This is a genomic window from Paenibacillus tundrae (assembly GCF_036884255.1).
GTDB lineage: Bacteria > Bacillota > Bacilli > Paenibacillales > Paenibacillaceae > Paenibacillus.
In genome coordinates this window covers 1,616,733-1,633,949 of sequence record NZ_CP145605.1, presented here as the reverse complement: position 1 = coordinate 1,633,949, position 17,217 = coordinate 1,616,733, and the positions used below count along the sequence as shown (strand labels likewise).

Genomic DNA, 17,217 nt, shown 5'->3' with positions numbered 1-17,217 from the left:
CCTGAGACAGAAATGGCGGGAAATAGTACGACAAATTCAGAACAATCGCGCGTGATTGCTACATGTCTGCTCGCAGGAAAAATTATGCTGCAGAGCGGCGGAGAAACTTACCGTGTAGAAGATACGATGAAACGTATGGCTGCAGCGCTTGGATTACCCCATTCGCATAGTTATGTTGTGCCTACAGGCATTTTTTTCTCAGTGGATGCGACCGAACCGGCAAAACTCATTCGCATCTCCGAACGAACAACGGATCTGCACAAGGTATCCGAGGTGAATGCCATATCAAGGCGAATTGGACAAGGTGAGTTATCTGCCATCGATGCCTACGGGTTGTTACAACAAATCGAAGGACAGCCTTCCTCCTACTCCTTTGCTGTGCAGCTTACGGCTGCTGCATTGTCTAGTGGCTGTTTTACGATTATGTTTGGCGGAGGTTGGGGTGACTTTATCCCGGCACTGATCTGTGGTGGCACCGGTTATGCAGCAGTGATCGCCTTTCACCGCCTGGTGCTTGTCAAATTCTTTGCCGAGCTAACAGCTTCATTTGTGATCGGTATATTCGCATTTCTGCTGGTCTATCTTGGATTAGGCCACGAGCTGGACAAAATCATCATCGGTTCTGTCATGCCGCTCGTACCAGGACTGCTTATTACCAATGCTGTGCGGGATTTGATGGCAGGTCATCTCGTGTCTGGGTTATCTAAGGGAGCCGAGGCATTTCTAACCGCGTTTGCCATCGGCACAGGTATAGCTGTTGTATTTTCACTTTTTATGTAAGACGAAGGAGTGCAGATGATGCTTCATTTTATAGAACAAGCCCTGACCAGCTTTGTTGCTTCGGCAGCGTTCGGAATTATCTTCAACGCCCCGCGCCGGATGTTGTTACACGGCGGTTTTGTTGGCATGATTGGTTGGATCATCTATGTAGTGCTGGAGTATGCAGCCGATGCAGTTCCTGCTACGCTTGCTGCCACGATTGCAGTTGGTGTGATCAGCCAGTTATTCTCCCGGATGTTCCGTTCACCTGTCATTATTTTCAGCGTAGCCGGTATTATTCCCCTCGTTCCAGGTGGACTGGCCTACAATGCGATGCGTAGCTTTGTGCAAAATGATTATAATGCCGCCGTAGAGCTTGCCGCCAAAGCACTCATGTTATCCGGCGCCATCGCCGTTGGACTTGTATTGTCCGAGGTGCTGAATCAGATGATTCGACGTACACCTCATTTATTCCGATCCAAAACCTAACTACATCAACGTAGTAGCAACAACCTAGTCAGGTTAGATTAGTTAAAATAAAAACCCAGGAACATAACTACGCAACACTTCGTATATATTGATCTCGTAAATGTCGCCTGTTATCCCTATAGTTTAGATTTAAAGGCCGTTCAACAAGTTCACTTATGAACATGCACTTTTAAGCCTACACAGATGAATTTCGGGGATACAGGCAAAGCTTATGCTACTGATGCTACTGATGTAACTTTCTGCTCCAATACTTTCAGACGAAGCAATTCTCGGGAAGTCACTTTCTTCCAGAGAACTTCTTCACCTCTTCGCATTTTTGGCTATGGCAACGCACGCCTCATGACCGATGCAAACAAATTCGCCGCTGCTCCGCTGTTTGCTAGCATATAATGTTCCGCATCCGTATAATCGAACCCCATCCACACTGCCGCAGTCCACTTGTTCGTATAACCTACAAACCATAGATCCCGATTCGCCTCTTTCTTCACGCCAGGCAATGCAGCCTGGGTTGTACCTGTTTTGCCCGCCACCTGATATCCATGTAATTGCGCCTTGCCTCCTGTGCCATGATTGACTACATTCTGTAGCATAGCGGTCATAACACGGGCTGTATTGGGAGAAATGACCTGCTCATTCTCTGCCTTACGCACATAAATGTTCCGTCCCTGTGCATCGGTAATCTCTCGAATGAGATGCGCGGTATTGAATCTTCCTTGGTTCGCAAATACGGTATACGCCTGAGCCATTTTCAGAGGAGACACCCCTTGATGCAATCCCCCTAGAGCACTCGACAAGTGAAGATCCTCTTGACCAAGCTCAATCCCCAAATGCGCAGCAAACTGCTGGGCACGCTGCATTCCGGTCTCATTTAGCAACCATACTGCTGGTGCATTAACTGACTTCCGGAGTGCTTCAGTCATGGTAATTGAACCTTGATAACGTCCTCCCAGATTACTCGGTTGATAGTTGCCATATCGCACCCGTTTATCCTGTAAAATACTATTTGCATTGAATTTCCCCGATTCGAGCGCTGGCCCATACGCAATAATAGGTTTAAATGCCGAGCCAGGCTGCCGGGCATCTCTCGTGGCTCGGTTCATGTCACCTCTTCGAGGGTTGCGTCCACCCATCATCGCTTTCACTTCTCCATTTCGTTGGTCGATAATGACCATGCTCGCCTGAACCCGTTCATCGGCACGGTCATCTGTGAAGTGAGCAGATTGGCGAAACTCCTCTTCCATCGCCAACTGGGCACGACTGTACAATCCAGTATGTATGACCCAGCCTGCTGATTGAATATCTGCGACACTTCTGCCAGTTAACTGTGAGGCCTCCTGTATGACCGCATCTATAGCAGAGGCGTAAGCAGGCTGGGGTGCAGACAAATTCATTGAAGCCGTAGTAGCAGGAGGCACATAATCCACCTTGCGAGCTTCCTGCATTTGTTTTCTCGTAATTATTCCTTGTTCATGCATAAGGGTGAGCACTACCGCACGTCGATCCTTAGATAAACCTGCGTTATCAATCGGATTATAGATGGATGGCCCTTTAGGAATTCCCGCTAGCGTTGCGACCTGCCAGAGCTCTAATTGACGCAAATCCTTAATGCCAAAATAACGCCATGCTGCTGCCTTTACACCGTATAGCCCCTGTCCCATGTAAATCTGATTCAGATACGATTCGAGAATGTCATCCTTTGCATACTTCTTCTCTAAGGCTATGGCGATGGACATTTCATTCACTTTACGAACCATTGTTTTGTCTCCATTGAGATACAGATTCCTCGCTAGTTGCTGCGTAATGGAGCTTCCTCCCTGACTTAGATCAAGGTTAATTACATCCTGTACCACTGCTCTCCCAATACCGATGTAGTCCAATCCATCATGCTTATAGAAGCGTCTGTCCTCTGTAGCTAGAAAAGCTTGCTTCAATACTTTCGGCATTTCGTTGAGGTCGGCATGCGTTGCATAGCCATTTGTACCAGCTAGTAGCCTCGTTATTTCTGCTCCCTCTGAGTTCAGAATCGTCGTTGAGGATATCTTGGAGGTTATGGCAGGATGACTTCGAATCATGCGTTCACCATAGGTCACCATGTACACGTATCCAATCAGTAACACCATCACGATAACCACTGATGCATCAAAAGCATAATAAATTCCGCGTTTTACTTTGACATTAAACTTCACTCTACGCCGTAATCCGAGTGCTTCCTTAACAGTGGAGTCTTCTAGTCTAGATAATTTCTCACGTATGATCGGTACACGCTCTCGGGTTTGCGTTTCGGAGTATTTTGCTGCAGGTCGATCATGGCTAGCCTTGGGTATCATTTCAAATTTCAATGTTAATCCCCCTTGCTCACCTGTTGATGTAACGCTGCGACGTCGAGGGCTTGTTGAAGGCTTAATGTTTTCTGATACGTCAATCGAGCCCAATGCTGGAGCTCAGCCTCATCCTGGTACCGTCCTTCAATAATGGTTTCAAGAGAAGAGAGAATGCTATAGATGGTAAGCTTCACCGGTAAGTCTACCTCTACGGCGTTATCCTGCACACTTGCGGTATGCTCATTGCTGGCTATCTCTTTCTTATTCCAGCCATCCTCACTTTCGGGGCTCCCTCCCCCATTCATTCGCTCCTGCTCCATCTGAAAAGCAATCTCGTTCAACTGAGCAGCAATCTGGCGCAGCTCTCCACCGCTTAGAACATCAACGCGTTTACCCGTATCCCCGCTCGCTAAAGCATGGGTCATTTGGGATATACGCTGAAGATCATCCGTAATTTTCTGCGATCGAATCCAGAAGAAGGTTAAGAATAAGGCCGCTCCGACAACGATAATAATAGGCCGAGTTCCAATATTATGGATTCCCCAGCGAATGAGCTGAGGTAACCATGATGTCCCCCCTGCAGACAGATGCGTAAGCGCGAATCGTAACATTTGATAAACGACAAACAGGAGCACCACGCTAAGCAGCGCGCTTGCTCCACAGATGTATATGTATCGCGATCTAACCGTACGTAGTAATGAATTCATATCGGCACCCTCCTCAATGTAGATATCTATCTAACTTCGATCATTGAGTTTAGGATACCGTGTACTTCTTAATAAAAATGTAACGAACTTCTTATCATTTTCTTAACATGCGTTGAACTAATCACCCTCATACGATTGTGCTATATGAATTGACTTAAAGAATGGTTACACTTGCCACTTCGATGACAGAATAACCTTACGATCGCTGTTATCCCCAGATTTTTTTGATTTCCTTTTCCAAAGGTAAAATCCAGGGATAGCTTACGCTTTCGATGTAGCTTTCTTGCAGAAAGCTTTCAGGCGAACGCTCCGCTTCTCCATGTTATTTCTGTCCTCTCCGTTCTCGTGTATATGTTTAGTTCAATTTATATAGAAGCTACAAGCACATTTAACATAGCTAAAATGGTAAAGTTCATCTAAGAACGGGTATCATGGTCATCCACTGACCGAGCACTTGCAAGTGGCGAGGCTATTGGAAAGCGAGTCACAAAATCGGTTCTGCCCTTGTCACTATATGCGGCGATCGTGCCGTGATGTAGCTCAATCATGGATTTGGCAATGGCAAGACCAAGCCCGGTACCTCCTGTTTCACGCGAACGAGACTTGTCCACCCGGTAGAAACGATCAAATAAATAAGGCAAATCCTGTGCAGGGATCGGGTCACCGTAATTGCTAATTCGCACGACAGCCTCTTCTCCTTCAAGCTCTAATCCAATCTCCATGACCTTTCCTTTGGAGCCATAACGAATGGCATTACTAAATAGATTCTCATATGCACGTACTAATTCTCCCGGTGCAGCCTCAATCCATAATGGCTCCTGTCTCCCAACAAACGTATACGTCATACCTGCCTCCTCTAACATAGGCGTAAATTCCTCGGCAAGCTGCATCAGAAACGAGTTTAGATTCAGTGTTGTCATAGATAAAGGCAGATTCCCACCACTTACCCGGGTGTATTCAAATAAATCATCAATGAGCTTCCTTAACGTTAGGGACTTTTCATAAGCAATACTAACGTAATAACGCATTTCAATCTCATCCTGATAACGATCCTTCTCGATGTATTCCAGAAACCCAAGAATTGACGTTAATGGCGTTCTCAGATCATGAGACACACCTGTGATCAGATCATTTTTGGCGGCAACCGCATTCCGTTCCTCTTCCAACGATAGTTGTAATTGCTCTGCCATCTGATTAATGCTGGCCGCTACCACACCAAATTCGTCGGAGGACTTCACTTCAATACGATGCGATAGCTCCCCTTTGGCAACTTCTTGTATTCCCGCAGTGATCTCATTCAACACCATGATCGTCCTGCGTGTGAATAAGAAAAAGAACAGCACAAACCCCAAAATACCAATTACCAACATTAACGGTATAGAACCAATGTTGTTGATTAGCCATCGTACTCCCCTTGCAGGGATCGAATAATTGGGATAGGTCTGTGCTGCCAGGATCGATTGAACCACCTTGCTGCCCCCATACAAAATAGCCGCTGTCAATATGCCGCTCAGCAGAAATGCATAGATAAATTTCCAGCGAACCGTATTAATCAATGTAGAATTCATCTCAGATACTCCCTGTTCAGGTCTTTGGCAGTATAATACCGCTCATATCCTTGCACGTTATGGCTTGAACATCTTATAGCCCACACCCCACACGGTCTGTATGAACTTGGGATGTTTGCTATCCATTTCGATCTTCTCACGAATCTTGCGTATATGCACCATTACGGTGTTGTTCGACTCCATGAATTCTTCCTTCCAGACCTGTTGATAGATCTGCTCCATACTCAGCACGGAACCCTGATGGCGCGCCAAGAGCTCTAGAATCGCAAACTCACGAGGCGTTAAACGAATAGACTGCTCATCTACCCATACTTCATGTGTATCTGTATTGATAACAAGATCATCAATGATCAACTCATGCTCCGTTTTCTCCCGACCTTCATTAAACGTATGATACCGCCGAAGCTGAGATTTGGCTCTAGCAACAAGTTCAAGCGGATTAAATGGCTTCGTCACATAATCGTCCGCTCCAATGCTTAACCCTGTTATTTTGTCCATATCCATGCTTTTGGCAGACAACATAATGATCGGCATCTTCTGTTCTTCCCTGATCTTCATGCAAGCTTCAATGCCGTCCATATTGGGCATCATGACATCGAGGATAATGAGATCAACCCGCTCATTCTTCAATTGTGCAAGAGCTTCGATACCATCATGTGCTGTAAGCACGCGATAACCTTCATTGCCAAAATAAATCTCCATGAGTTTAATAATCTCCTGCTCATCATCCACAAGCAGAATAGTTGCTGGATGTGCCACGGCATTGTTCCTTTCCATTCTATCCCGAATCAGTAATTCTTCACATTATACCATCTAGGAATCAATCTGCGAAAATCATCATGGTCTTCCCGAACTCGCTCAATCTTAGCCATCATATCCTCCGTTTCCTCCGGCTTCACTTGTTGAATCCAGACTACAGAAGATATAAGTGCCATAGCCATATACAGAGAGTACATACGCCAGAATAGCTCATCCGGATCTCCACCGTTGAAGTACCCCTGGATCTGTCCAATCGAATACAGCGCACTCGTCTCCGAAGCAAATAGACCCAGCTTAAGAAACTCATGAACTGGATCACCCTGATCATAACGATTAAAATCAATAACTCCCGCGAACCTTTCGTCCTTCACGATCAGATTCCCTGGATGAAAATCATCATGCTGGAATCGATCCGGGCGGTTCTTCATACACTTCATATTCTCTTCGATAAATGTCAATATAGCCTGATCATTCCGCATACGAATAGGGCAATGATGATACTTATCTACATAGCGCTGATGCTTCTTACTCTTACGCACATACCAGGATTCAGCAGGCTCCCCGATCTGCAGTTCATGCATACGCTGCAGTTGCCCTCCTGCTTCAATACCGATGCTCCACTGCTTCTGTTCGTCCATTCGAGGCAGTACTTCTTCCGCATCTTCCCCCTCAATGTAGCTAAGTAGCATATAACCTTGTTGCTCGTTCAGTTGACCTATAGCAATCGCTTGTGGGCAACGAACTCCCCTCCGGTGTAATTCAGCAATGATTCGATACTCTGTCTGTTTCACAGTCTGCTGAGACCATTCATATGTCCGCAACAAGCAGCTTTCTCCTCCAGACCGTTGGACTTTAAATTTCGAATCCGTCGAATAGCCTTTGTGGATTGGTTCAATCATTAAAGCACCCTGTAGTTCAGGGATCTTCGCCATCATCTCTTGCAACACATCATATGTATCCTGCTTATCCATCTTGCAACCCTCCGTTGGTTAACGATCTGCATTTCTTCCCGCACAGCAAATAGACTGCACGTGTGCCTGAGAGATACCTCGCCGGTGAGTGTCTATGTTTCCCCTGAAGAAGATCTTCCGTATTCGACCTTACCTTCTATGTATTCGATGGTTCACAAAATGTATCCTTCATTCGTCGTGCATTTTGATCGCACAAACCTCCTATTCTATTCAAATAACCTTACCTTCAGATCTTTCCCTGTCATGTTAAGCATCGTATACAGCTGACCTCTGTGATGATAAACATGCCCCATAATTTCTAGCAACCATTCCAGCCGGCTATACGAAGCGCCCCAATACGAATCGGTCACTTGTAATAATTCCTCTGTATTAAACTGTCTATACCGCTGATACAGATACATCTGATTGTCCACAAGAGCTTGCTTGATCTGACATAGAGTCAGTGGATTGTTTTGTTCATAAAAGGTCACCATATCCTCTTCGGAGGCGCCTTCCGATATGTATACATCCGCTCGGCAGATCACCGATAGATGGGATAGCAATTCTCCAACAGGTCTCTTCCCTTCAATTGGAGTTAACTTTAGATCTTGCTCAGACAGCTGGTCACATATATCAATAAGTGAAGTCACTGCCACGTCGATATGTTTAAATGCAGATTGAATCAACAGCTACACTTCCTTTTCGTCCCATTATACAGAACATATGATCGGTTTACAACCAAGATATTCCTCCTTCATATATAAACCATTGTTATCTGAAACTTAACATTTACAAATAAAAAAAGCCCCTCTACCCTCTATTAGACGGGTTTCGGGACATTTTGTTGCTTATAGAGGTTGATTAATAAGTCCGCTTTCTAATTCGGTACTGAAAAACCGACCTTTTTGAACACGCAATGATAATTCATTTCTTTCAGAGACTTTCCTCTTTGGATTGCACGCTTATTATACGAATAGATATGATTCTGCCTCAGCTAGAATATAAAGAGCAATACGTTTGATCGAACCGCCCTGCCAGCAGATCAGCCTTACGAATGAAAAACTGCAACTCTCCGCAATCCCACCACTGGAAACCAATCTCGTCATGTGTATCAATCTTCAGCAGCAGCAATGTATCCTCAAGTTCTTGTAAGGCTCGGTTCCGATCCCCATCATAATGAGCGGTTAACTTCTCCTCACATGCCTTTTCGTCATAACCATACTCTTCACCAGTCGCAATCTGAAGCAGCGCTTGATGTTCAGCATCAGGGTGCTGGCCATCAGGGTAACCAAACATCCCACCCCAGTTCTTCGAACTCGGATGATTCCAATGGGATTCGAAGTCCAGATATCGGTCGTACAGATCAATATCTGCTTCCCCTTCTTGCTGTACATCAGGTTGTGTAACAGCTGCTGCACTCAGCGCCTTAGAGTCAACATAGGCATATGTAGGAAACTCTAGATTCGGCAGTACAGTTACGGCATGACCTACAAATTCAGCTTGTTCTAGAGCCGTGCTGCCTTCTGGTTCACGTTTTACCAAATGCCGAGCCTCCGGCTCAAATATTACACGATGTTCAATATTATAAGCGGGTTCATCCACACCAACGAAGAAGTACAGCATCCCTCGTTCCGGCAAACTTCCACGCCCGTCATTCGGTGTATAAGGTGACAGATCCACAAGATTCAACTGTGCCAAAAAGGTCATCGGTACACCTTCCTGCGTCACAGGCCATTCCATTTTTTCAGGCAGATCAGGACTCCCACCAACTCGCGAATTGCCCGTTCTACGGTACTCATCAATCGTGGACACATCGAGGCGAATGCCCCAGCGGCCAGATGCTAGGAGCAGGTCAGAAACTTCACCTAATCCATACTCTTCTAGTGTTTTACGAGCTTTGTTAGTCAAGCGTTCACATTGTTCAGGCTTAATCATCAAGATCCTCCCCTTCAGACAATACAATACATCTATGGTGAGACATATTCAGGTTCACACCTGTATATTCTTCCGCCAAGACATCTTTCCCTGCCTAATTGTAAAATTCAATAGAACTGAAACATAGAAGTTATAAAAAAAGACCAGCGGCATAGCCGTTAGTCTCTATTACTCTCTCGAAAAGCACGCATGTGCTCTTCTCCATCCAGAAATTCATGGGATTGATGAGCTGCCATCACCCCGTGGTAACTGATATCCAGACCCAGATCCTCCTCTTCTTCCGTCGAACGAACAGGTACAATCTTGCCAATCAGCTTCAGTCCGAACCAGGTCATGACAAATCCCCAGACAACGAGGGCAACCAGCCCCAGCGTTTGAACACCAAGTAGTCTCCATCCTCCACCAGTGAACAAACCTCCATCGGTTGCAAATAACCCTACCGCAATCGTGCCCCACATGCCGGATACAGCATGCACAGGAAAAGCACCTACAGGATCATCAATCTGACGACGATCAAGCCAGTTCGTAGCAGCCATCATGAGCAGACCGGATACTGCGCCAATAAAGATGGCTGCCAGATCACCTACAAAGGCACAACCTGCCGTGATCCCAACAAGCCCAGCAAGCGATCCGTTAATGACAGAAGGCGCATCTGAACGATTAAAGCGGAATAACGTATACAGCAATGTCGCTGCTCCGCCAGAAGCGGCCGATAGCATGGTCACAATGGCGATATGACCGATCCTTACATCTGTTGCACTAAGCGTACTCCCTGCATTGAAACCGAACCAACCAAACCACAGCAGAAAGGCTCCTACCGAGGCTAACGGCAAGTTACTGGGAAGCGCAATCGCACTTACACCAAGTGGGGTGTACTTCCCTTTACGCGGGCCAATGATAATTGCAGCGGCTAAGGCAGAGAATCCACCTAAGGCATGAATGACTGCCGATCCAGCAAAGTCCTGCATACCCAATTTGCTGAGCCAGCCGCCGCCCCATGCCCAGTGTCCACCAATTGGATAAATAATCGCAGTCATTAAGATGATATATAACAGGTAAGCACGGAAGTTAATCCGTTCAGCTACCGCACCTGAAACGATCGAAATGACGGCGATGGTGAACGCAGCTTGGAACAACCAGAACGTCTCTAATGAGACAGGTACATCAATGTGAGATAAGTCTCCATTTAAGAAGAAGCCGGTAACACCAGCCAAACCACCAACATCCGAACCGTACATCAAGCCAAAGCCGATCGCATAGAACAATAATGTACCAATCGTAATGTCAGCAAATACTTTCATAATAATGTTCACACTATTTTTATAACGTACAAAGCCAGCCTCTAGCAGAGCGAAGCCACCCTCCATCAACAAAATCATGGCCGCGCTCAGTACTACCCAGACCGTATCGATTCCCGTGCTCAAGCTCTCTAACGTCATGCTTGTACATCCTCCGTTTCACGTAGCTGCCTAATCTCACGGATGGTATCGGGTGAAAGCTCAATCTCATCTCGCTCAATGCTGTCAGGATGTTGAATTTGTTCGATTATCCGATCAAGGTCTCGGATTCGTCGTCGAATTTGCTCCATTTTACGAAAACGTTCCTTCACCTGAACCATATATTCTACGGCCTGATGATGCGAAGCCGGACGTCCTGCGAACCATTTGCGCACTGGAGATAAAGATTGATATGCCATTTCTTCCGCACGTTTTTTCTGCTCAAATTGTTCGATTTTATGCTTGAGAGTCTCTATTTCATTTTCCTTTTTGACCTTAAGCTGTTCCATAAGGTACAATAAATCGGACGATGATATTTGCAATGCTGTATGGTGATACACCTCGTCAATTACTAACATATCATGTCAGGACTCCTTACATATCAAGTTACTTGCTACCGATTATAGAATGCCATAGTCTAACCGTCAATCCTTTTTTGGTGATGGTAATGATTGAGAGGAGCCCGTTGGATCACAGCGAGCTTTTTTTGTATACGTTTTATTCCTCTAACAGCTTAAATACTAGATCGAACCCTAACTCAAACAATGTGCTCCATCCTTCTTCTATGCCAATTCTTCTATCCTGAACCCACTTAACAAAAAAACTCCGACACACCATTTAGGCGTATCAGAGTTTTCATGTCATATATTTTCCCACACAATCTGTTAACTAATATTGCATGTTCAAAAAGGGCGGTTTTCAGTCCCGAGAAGATGGGATGAAGCTAGAAATGGAGTAGCGGAGCGTAGATAGAGCTACGTGAGCAACTACATTGTTTCCGAAGGAAACAAGCTTCGTAAGCATCCCGCTTATTTCGGCTGAATTCCATATTCGAAGCTGAGATGCTGTCAGGCATCTTTCGTAATCAAAAGTGGACTTTTTGAACAACCTCTAAATAGGAACATAAATCTGGATTTGAGTTTCTTCTTCCCCAGATAACATCGCTTCTGTCCAGTGTTCCATATCAAATGCACGTGGCTCATCGTATCCGTTGTTAACAAGCCAGTCATTCACAGCATGATATGTTTCATCAATCTCAGCTTCAGAACCTGCGTGTATAAATCGTATAAACCGACCTGCTGGCACAGTGTGCGTAATCATCTCTTCAGCGATCTGCTGAGACTCCTGGACTTCAATCGCGACAATATGAGTGAACACCACATCTGGCGTCCATTCCACATCCGGATAGATCTGGATAAGGTACATCCCAGCATGCTTCATATTAGGAACGTGCGGAGCATTCAACTTCAACTTTGCGCGTAAGTTCCTCACAACGCTACCCTGAATGTCCTCGTTCAGACTTGCCTGCGCCTGGTATCCTACCAGCTTGATCTCAGGCTTCATTACAATTTCAATATCATCCAGCAACATAACGAAACTGCCTCCCTTTGGCTGCAATTCATCATCTATCTCGTTCAACGATATAACTAATCAATGATTTACCACGATGATACCATGGTGAGTTATCTATATTTTCTTACCTAAAATCGCTAGATCTCGTTTCACCCCATCTAATACAGCTACTTCCGGGTAATAGCCCCATTGCTCAAAACCATGCTTGCGCAGTAAACCTAAGCTAGGTTCGTTATGTCCAAAGACAAAGCCCAAAATAGTGCTTATGCCAAGTTGTGGACACGCCGCAAAGATGGTATTCAGCAGTCGACTGCCTGCGCCAATCCCCCGGCAATTTTGATCCACGTAGACACTCACTTCCACAGTCCCATTATAGGCAGGCCGTCCATAAAAAGAGCTCAGACTCGCCCAGGCTACAACCTGTCCTTCTTGCTTCATCACCCACAGTGGACGCCGATCGGAAGAGTGTTCCTCAAACCACGGAATGCGCTGTTCAACCGTTACCGGCTCCAAATCGGCTGTAACCATACGACTCTCAATCGTCGAGTTATAAATCTCCACAATTCTTGGCAAATCCTCAATGCGGGCATACTCAATCTGCACACGATCTAACATCATCATAACGCCTCCATCATCCAGTCCAATCCGACTTTATGACGATATTATAACGGGATACAGGCGCAATCGTCACCCATAACATTTGTATAGCTGCACATATAAGAAAACAGGCGATAGATTAAGGATTGCCTCCTTCCTATCGCCTTTGATCAAGAGATGCTCTAAGCCATTATGGGATTATGCAGAAACTACCTCGCTTGAATGGTGTTACCACGTGTTAACTGCTGACTCTGATCTGCCCAGCGAATGTTGATGGATCGGGACGTGAACAGATCAGCCCCATCCGATACTTGGAAATGCAAATGTGCTTCACTGGAGTTACCTGAGTTGCCTAATTCTCCAATGAGGTCGCCTTGCTTCACTTCATCCCCTTTCTTAACCGCTACACTCCCTTCCTTCAAATGCGCTGTAATGCTGTACTCCTTATTACCATGGTCAATGACTACGAAGTTGCCGGCTGGTTCTTCCGCATTCATCACACCCGGTGTGTTATCCGGGAGATCATTTTTAATTTCCACGACAGTTCCGTCCGCAGCAGCGTAGAGCGGCTCACCAAAAGCATAGTAATTTTCATTTTTAGTCGGATCATCTTGATAACTGAAACCGTCTTTCGTTCGAACGATATCAAGTGCATAGCGCTGAGTCTCATGCTCATAATGGTAGTTGGACAGAACATCATTGCCTCCCCAAAATACAAACCATTCGCCCTTCATAGGGAACTGGAACTCCGTTTGGGTATACTTGTTATCTGTATCCTCATGAGGTTCCAGAGCATGAATGGATAAGCCTTCAATTTGTTTTTCCGAAAAATAAGCGCGAATGCCTTTCGTTCCAGTTGCATCCTTCCAGACACGCTCAGTTAAATTATTCATTTGCACATCTACCACTTGGTCAAGCGTAGTTACCCCCTGCAAAAAACTGTCAGCAGATGATTTGAACTCTTCAAGCGATACCGCTTCTTTCAGCTCAGGGCTCATCTGACTATAAATATCATCCTTCGAACCATTCAACAATGTATCTAAGAAATTATCTGGTGTGATCACTGCTTGCACCTCTGTTCCCGATTGTTCTTCAGTGCCCTCTTGCTTATCATTTTCTTGATTTTCAACTGTTGGAGTAGAATCAGATGTCTGCGCTGCGGACTGTTGCCCTGCCTGATCAGATGAAACATTACTGCTACATGCAGATAGAATCATACAGGCTGCCAGTGACATCGCAAATAACTTCCAGCTCTTCTTCGAATGTGATCTCACTTGTACAGCATTTGGGGATTTCGAATCTGCGGTTGCTTCATCTTGCCGTTGCCTCATATGCCCTAATTCTTCATGTATCTTGTTCATTGTTCCACACCCCTTATTAAAATCGTTATCTCTTGGAGTTAACTCTACACAATGAATCTTATCCTGCGCCTAACATATGCTTACACCTAACATAACTCTTTGACTTCCACGGAACTCATAATTAAGATTCTGTTAAGATAGCGCATGCTCCAGATCAACGATCTTAGTGATATGATGAACTGAGCCAGACAGAAGCCTAAGGAGGTCACTTTCAAGCATGAATCACGTCTCATTACTCCTTGTAGATGATGAACAAGCCATATTACATATGCTCCGCACCGTTCTGCTGAAAGAGCAGTTTATTGATATCGATACCGTTACAACAGGTGAAGCAGCACTCGAAGCCTGCAAAAGCAAAACCTATCATTGCATCGTGCTGGATGTCATGCTTCCGGGGAAAAGCGGACTCGAAATCTGCCCATTTCTGCGAGAGGTAACCGATGCACCCATTCTGTTCCTCACCGCCAAAACAACGGATTATGACAAGTTAACTGGATTCGCTGTGGGGGGTGACGATTATGTCGTCAAACCCTTTAATCCACTCGAAGTCGTCGCCCGAATCAAGTCACTACTCAAGCGTTACTTGCCTTCAAAATTAGCGAATGCCTCAAACAGCTTAAATATAAAAAACGACGTAAATACGTCATATCCAAATCCACAAGAAGACGTATATGATTTTGGCCGATTCCAGGTGATGGAACAGGCTGGAGAGCTACGAGTCGAGGGAATGACCGTTACCTGCCCGGCACTTGTATATCAGTTGCTGCTCTTTTTCTGTAAGCATCCCAATCGTATTTTTACGAAATCCGAATTATATGAACGGGTCTGGGGATCGGAAGCCATTAGTGACGACAATACCGTTATGGTTCACATCCATCGCATTCGGGAACGAATTGAGGCCGACCCTTCCACCCCAGAGCTCCTAGTCAACGTACGAGGTCTTGGATACAAACTCATTAAGCCTGAGCAGGTTCCACAATCATGAGCATTCGGCGCAGATTGATGACCCGATTTATCGGTATGCTCGCTGGCGCAGTTCTTCTAATTGTGGTACTTGGATCAGCAGCGACATTCTGGGTAGTGCAAAAGTTGAATGAAGTGAACCTAGTGGATGATTTTGCCACCACGGGTCTAGATCAACTAATTGATACCGCAAAAATCTCATCCGATGGCACCGTTCACTATGATCCCGATCTTCTGAAGCAGGTGGAGCAAAACCAGGGATGGCTGCAAATGCTTGATGATAAAGGTAGGGTTATCGATGCTTTTCATACCCCTTCCGATATTCCGACTCACTATGCACCCGGAGAGCTAATTGCTTATTGGCAAGGAATTAAGCCATTTCCTTATCAGATCGTCATGATGATTCGAGAAAGAAACGGTATTGTTTTTACATTGTTATACGGAGAACGTAGTCTAGCCAAACCCTTACTTAACGAGGTACATCAGACTAGCACCTTTACCAACGGCAAGCTTGTCATAGCGCCAGAACAACAAGCGTCCATCCGTGCTGACAAGGCCTATCTTCAACTATTGGATTCCTCCGGCAAGGAGCTAGAATCGTTTAACAAACCTACAATGGGTGTGCCAAGCGAGTATAACATTCAGGATCTCGTTTTGCGTGCCCGCTACCCTAGCCGGTATGGAGCATTCACAGCCACTCTATATGATGAACAGACTAGAACGACTTGGATGATCAGTGTCCCCAGCGGTTTGTCAGCAGCAGAAGATGAGAGAAATCCCTATACGTTTATATGGGAGCCGGCGCTGCTGGTGTTGATCCTGTCCGTAATTGTATTACTAATCCTGTTGGCACTATGGTACGCCAATCGTTTTGGCTCCCCAATGCTGCACATGCTTCAATGGCTACAACGACTGGAAAAAGGGCATTACGAAGAGCCTACTGGGCTCAATGGCATCCCTCGCAGTCAACGACGTAATGGCAAATGGAAGCGTAAATATCGTGTATACGCCGAAGTGCTGCATTCGATGCAAATGTTATCCAGCACGCTGAAACAAGACGAGGAGCTTCGTAAGCAAACAGAGTCTCTTCGCGAGGAATGGATTGCAGGCATCACACATGATCTGAAGACACCTTTATCCTCTATACAGGGTTATGCCCACATGCTTGAAGCGGATAAATATAGCTGGTCTCAAGAGGAAGTACGGGAGTTCGCGGCAATCATGTTGGACAAATCGATGTATATGGATCGGTTGGTCAATGATCTTGCTATGACTTACCGCTTACGCAGTGGTGGCTATCAACCAGACGTGGAACGAACTGACGTGAATACGCTACTTCATGATCTCGTGCTGCGCGCTGAGCGCAATCCAGCCTATGGACAAGGTCGCATCCAGTTTCAACCGGCACCGGCTCCTGTCTACGGGCAAGTTCACATCCCTTCGTTTGAACGAACTGTAGATAATCTGACCGCCAACGCTCTGCTGCATAACCCTACAGACACCAAGCTCATCGTCAGCGTGCATGCTGGGCAACGAGATGGAGACTTCAGCATACAGTTTACCGATAACGGAAGAGGTATGGATGCGAAGACGGTATGGAGGTTATTTGAACGTTATTATCGTGGAACCGATACGGGAACTCCTGATGTGGGATCAGGGCTAGGCATGGCTGTAACCAAGGGTCTGATTGAGGCGATGAAAGGTCGAATTGAAGTGCATTCCGTACCCGAGCAAGGCACACAGATTCGATTGATCTGGGACGGGATTTCACACGACTCTCCAAATAAAATCACTTGACCTTTGAATTTTCAATCGATATAATCGACACTCAAGTAACACCTGTTTCCCAAAAAATTGATATGGAGTCCTCCACATTGGACGGATAAGCCTTATCATTTCGTATATTTGGCGATGACCAGAGACATGATTCCGCTTGCGTGCTGCCCAGAGAGAGAAGGG

The 17,217-nt window shown here is 45.7% G+C and carries 16 protein-coding genes; 4 read left to right on the top strand and 12 right to left on the bottom strand.

The window, feature by feature from the left end:
• The first annotated feature begins 12 nt into the window (after positions 1-12).
• A complete protein-coding gene (locus V6W81_RS07065) occupies positions 13-780 on the top strand; it encodes a threonine/serine exporter family protein (protein ID WP_145050838.1) in 768 nt (255 codons plus the stop codon).
• 18 nt (positions 781-798) lie between these two features.
• Positions 799-1,248, top strand: a complete 450-nt coding sequence (locus V6W81_RS07060) for a threonine/serine exporter family protein (RefSeq protein WP_056699357.1) — start codon at positions 799-801, stop codon at positions 1,246-1,248.
• Positions 1,249-1,568: 320 nt separating this feature from the next.
• Here the strand turns inward: V6W81_RS07060 and V6W81_RS07055 are convergent, their stop codons facing one another.
• The 12 genes from V6W81_RS07055 to V6W81_RS07000 all read right to left on the bottom strand — a co-directional run bounded on the left by V6W81_RS07055 (position 1,569) and on the right by V6W81_RS07000 (position 14,295).
• The gene (locus V6W81_RS07055; RefSeq protein ID WP_338542268.1) at positions 1,569-3,587 is read right to left on the bottom strand and encodes a transglycosylase domain-containing protein; all 2,019 of its coding nucleotides are present in this window, start codon (positions 3,585-3,587) and stop codon (positions 1,569-1,571) included.
• A gap of 2 nt (positions 3,588-3,589) precedes the next feature.
• Positions 3,590-4,276: a HAMP domain-containing protein gene (locus tag V6W81_RS07050; RefSeq protein ID WP_338542266.1), complete on the bottom strand. Its 687-nt coding sequence runs from the start codon at positions 4,274-4,276 to the stop codon at positions 3,590-3,592.
• Positions 4,277-4,692: 416 nt separating this feature from the next.
• Positions 4,693-5,844, bottom strand: coding sequence for a sensor histidine kinase (locus V6W81_RS07045; protein ID WP_338542265.1), 1,152 nt, complete (start codon positions 5,842-5,844; stop codon positions 4,693-4,695).
• A gap of 57 nt (positions 5,845-5,901) precedes the next feature.
• On the bottom strand, positions 5,902-6,621 hold the full coding sequence (locus tag V6W81_RS07040; protein ID WP_186381017.1) for a response regulator transcription factor: 720 nt from the start codon (positions 6,619-6,621) through the stop codon (positions 5,902-5,904).
• An 11-nt stretch (positions 6,622-6,632) separates the two neighbouring features.
• Positions 6,633-7,574 (bottom strand): phosphotransferase family protein, encoded by a 942-nt coding sequence (locus tag V6W81_RS07035; protein WP_338542263.1) that lies wholly within the window; start codon positions 7,572-7,574, stop codon positions 6,633-6,635.
• A gap of 206 nt (positions 7,575-7,780) precedes the next feature.
• Positions 7,781-8,239 (bottom strand): DinB family protein, encoded by a 459-nt coding sequence (locus V6W81_RS07030; RefSeq protein WP_338542262.1) that lies wholly within the window; start codon positions 8,237-8,239, stop codon positions 7,781-7,783.
• A gap of 304 nt (positions 8,240-8,543) precedes the next feature.
• Positions 8,544-9,488, bottom strand: coding sequence for a YwqG family protein (locus V6W81_RS07025; RefSeq protein ID WP_145050688.1), 945 nt, complete (start codon positions 9,486-9,488; stop codon positions 8,544-8,546).
• A gap of 158 nt (positions 9,489-9,646) precedes the next feature.
• On the bottom strand, positions 9,647-10,927 hold the full coding sequence (locus V6W81_RS07020) for an ammonium transporter (RefSeq protein ID WP_145050685.1): 1,281 nt from the start codon (positions 10,925-10,927) through the stop codon (positions 9,647-9,649).
• Positions 10,924-11,343 (bottom strand): hypothetical protein, encoded by a 420-nt coding sequence (locus V6W81_RS07015; RefSeq protein WP_056699382.1) that lies wholly within the window; start codon positions 11,341-11,343, stop codon positions 10,924-10,926. Before V6W81_RS07015 ends, V6W81_RS07020 begins: the two co-directional genes overlap by 4 nt.
• Before the next feature lie 532 nt (positions 11,344-11,875).
• Positions 11,876-12,355, bottom strand: coding sequence for a GyrI-like domain-containing protein (locus V6W81_RS07010; RefSeq protein ID WP_338542261.1), 480 nt, complete (start codon positions 12,353-12,355; stop codon positions 11,876-11,878).
• A 96-nt stretch (positions 12,356-12,451) separates the two neighbouring features.
• Entirely contained in the window at positions 12,452-12,955 is a 504-nt protein-coding gene (locus tag V6W81_RS07005; protein WP_338543966.1) for a GNAT family N-acetyltransferase, read from the bottom strand.
• 188 nt (positions 12,956-13,143) lie between these two features.
• A complete protein-coding gene (locus V6W81_RS07000; RefSeq protein ID WP_338542259.1) occupies positions 13,144-14,295 on the bottom strand; it encodes a M23 family metallopeptidase in 1,152 nt (383 codons plus the stop codon).
• 217 nt (positions 14,296-14,512) lie between these two features.
• On the opposite strand from V6W81_RS07000, the gene V6W81_RS06995 reads away from it, so the two are divergent.
• Together V6W81_RS06995 and V6W81_RS06990 are read left to right on the top strand one after the other, a co-directional pair.
• The gene (locus V6W81_RS06995; RefSeq protein ID WP_338542258.1) at positions 14,513-15,280 is read left to right on the top strand and encodes a response regulator transcription factor; all 768 of its coding nucleotides are present in this window, start codon (positions 14,513-14,515) and stop codon (positions 15,278-15,280) included.
• Positions 15,277-17,055 carry a sensor histidine kinase gene (locus V6W81_RS06990; RefSeq protein WP_338542257.1) on the top strand — a complete coding sequence of 593 codons (1,779 nt, stop codon included), beginning with the start codon at positions 15,277-15,279 and terminating at the stop codon, positions 17,053-17,055. Before V6W81_RS06995 ends, V6W81_RS06990 begins: the two co-directional genes overlap by 4 nt.
• The last annotated feature ends 162 nt before the right edge of the window (positions 17,056-17,217 follow it).

What these genes read in the sequence shown, in the direction of transcription:
- V6W81_RS07065 (WP_145050838.1), top strand. Translation starts at nt 13, where the DNA reads ATGGCGGGAAATAGTACGACAAATTCAGAACAATCGCGCGTGATTGCT.
- V6W81_RS07060 (WP_056699357.1), top strand. Translation starts at nt 799, where the DNA reads ATGCTTCATTTTATAGAACAAGCCCTGACCAGCTTTGTTGCTTCGGCA.
- V6W81_RS07050 (WP_338542266.1), bottom strand. Translation starts at nt 4,276, where the DNA reads ATGAATTCATTACTACGTACGGTTAGATCGCGATACATATACATCTGT.
- V6W81_RS07045 (WP_338542265.1), bottom strand. Translation starts at nt 5,844, where the DNA reads ATGAATTCTACATTGATTAATACGGTTCGCTGGAAATTTATCTATGCA.
- V6W81_RS07040 (WP_186381017.1), bottom strand. Translation starts at nt 6,621, where the DNA reads ATGGAAAGGAACAATGCCGTGGCACATCCAGCAACTATTCTGCTTGTG.
- V6W81_RS07035 (WP_338542263.1), bottom strand. Translation starts at nt 7,574, where the DNA reads ATGGATAAGCAGGATACATATGATGTGTTGCAAGAGATGATGGCGAAG.
- V6W81_RS07025 (WP_145050688.1), bottom strand. Translation starts at nt 9,488, where the DNA reads ATGATTAAGCCTGAACAATGTGAACGCTTGACTAACAAAGCTCGTAAA.
- V6W81_RS07020 (WP_145050685.1), bottom strand. Translation starts at nt 10,927, where the DNA reads ATGACGTTAGAGAGCTTGAGCACGGGAATCGATACGGTCTGGGTAGTA.
- V6W81_RS07015 (WP_056699382.1), bottom strand. Translation starts at nt 11,343, where the DNA reads ATGTTAGTAATTGACGAGGTGTATCACCATACAGCATTGCAAATATCA.
- V6W81_RS07010 (WP_338542261.1), bottom strand. Translation starts at nt 12,355, where the DNA reads ATGTTGCTGGATGATATTGAAATTGTAATGAAGCCTGAGATCAAGCTG.
- V6W81_RS07005 (WP_338543966.1), bottom strand. Translation starts at nt 12,955, where the DNA reads ATGATGTTAGATCGTGTGCAGATTGAGTATGCCCGCATTGAGGATTTG.
- V6W81_RS07000 (WP_338542259.1), bottom strand. Translation starts at nt 14,295, where the DNA reads ATGAACAAGATACATGAAGAATTAGGGCATATGAGGCAACGGCAAGAT.
- V6W81_RS06995 (WP_338542258.1), top strand. Translation starts at nt 14,513, where the DNA reads ATGAATCACGTCTCATTACTCCTTGTAGATGATGAACAAGCCATATTA.
- V6W81_RS06990 (WP_338542257.1), top strand. Translation starts at nt 15,277, where the DNA reads ATGAGCATTCGGCGCAGATTGATGACCCGATTTATCGGTATGCTCGCT.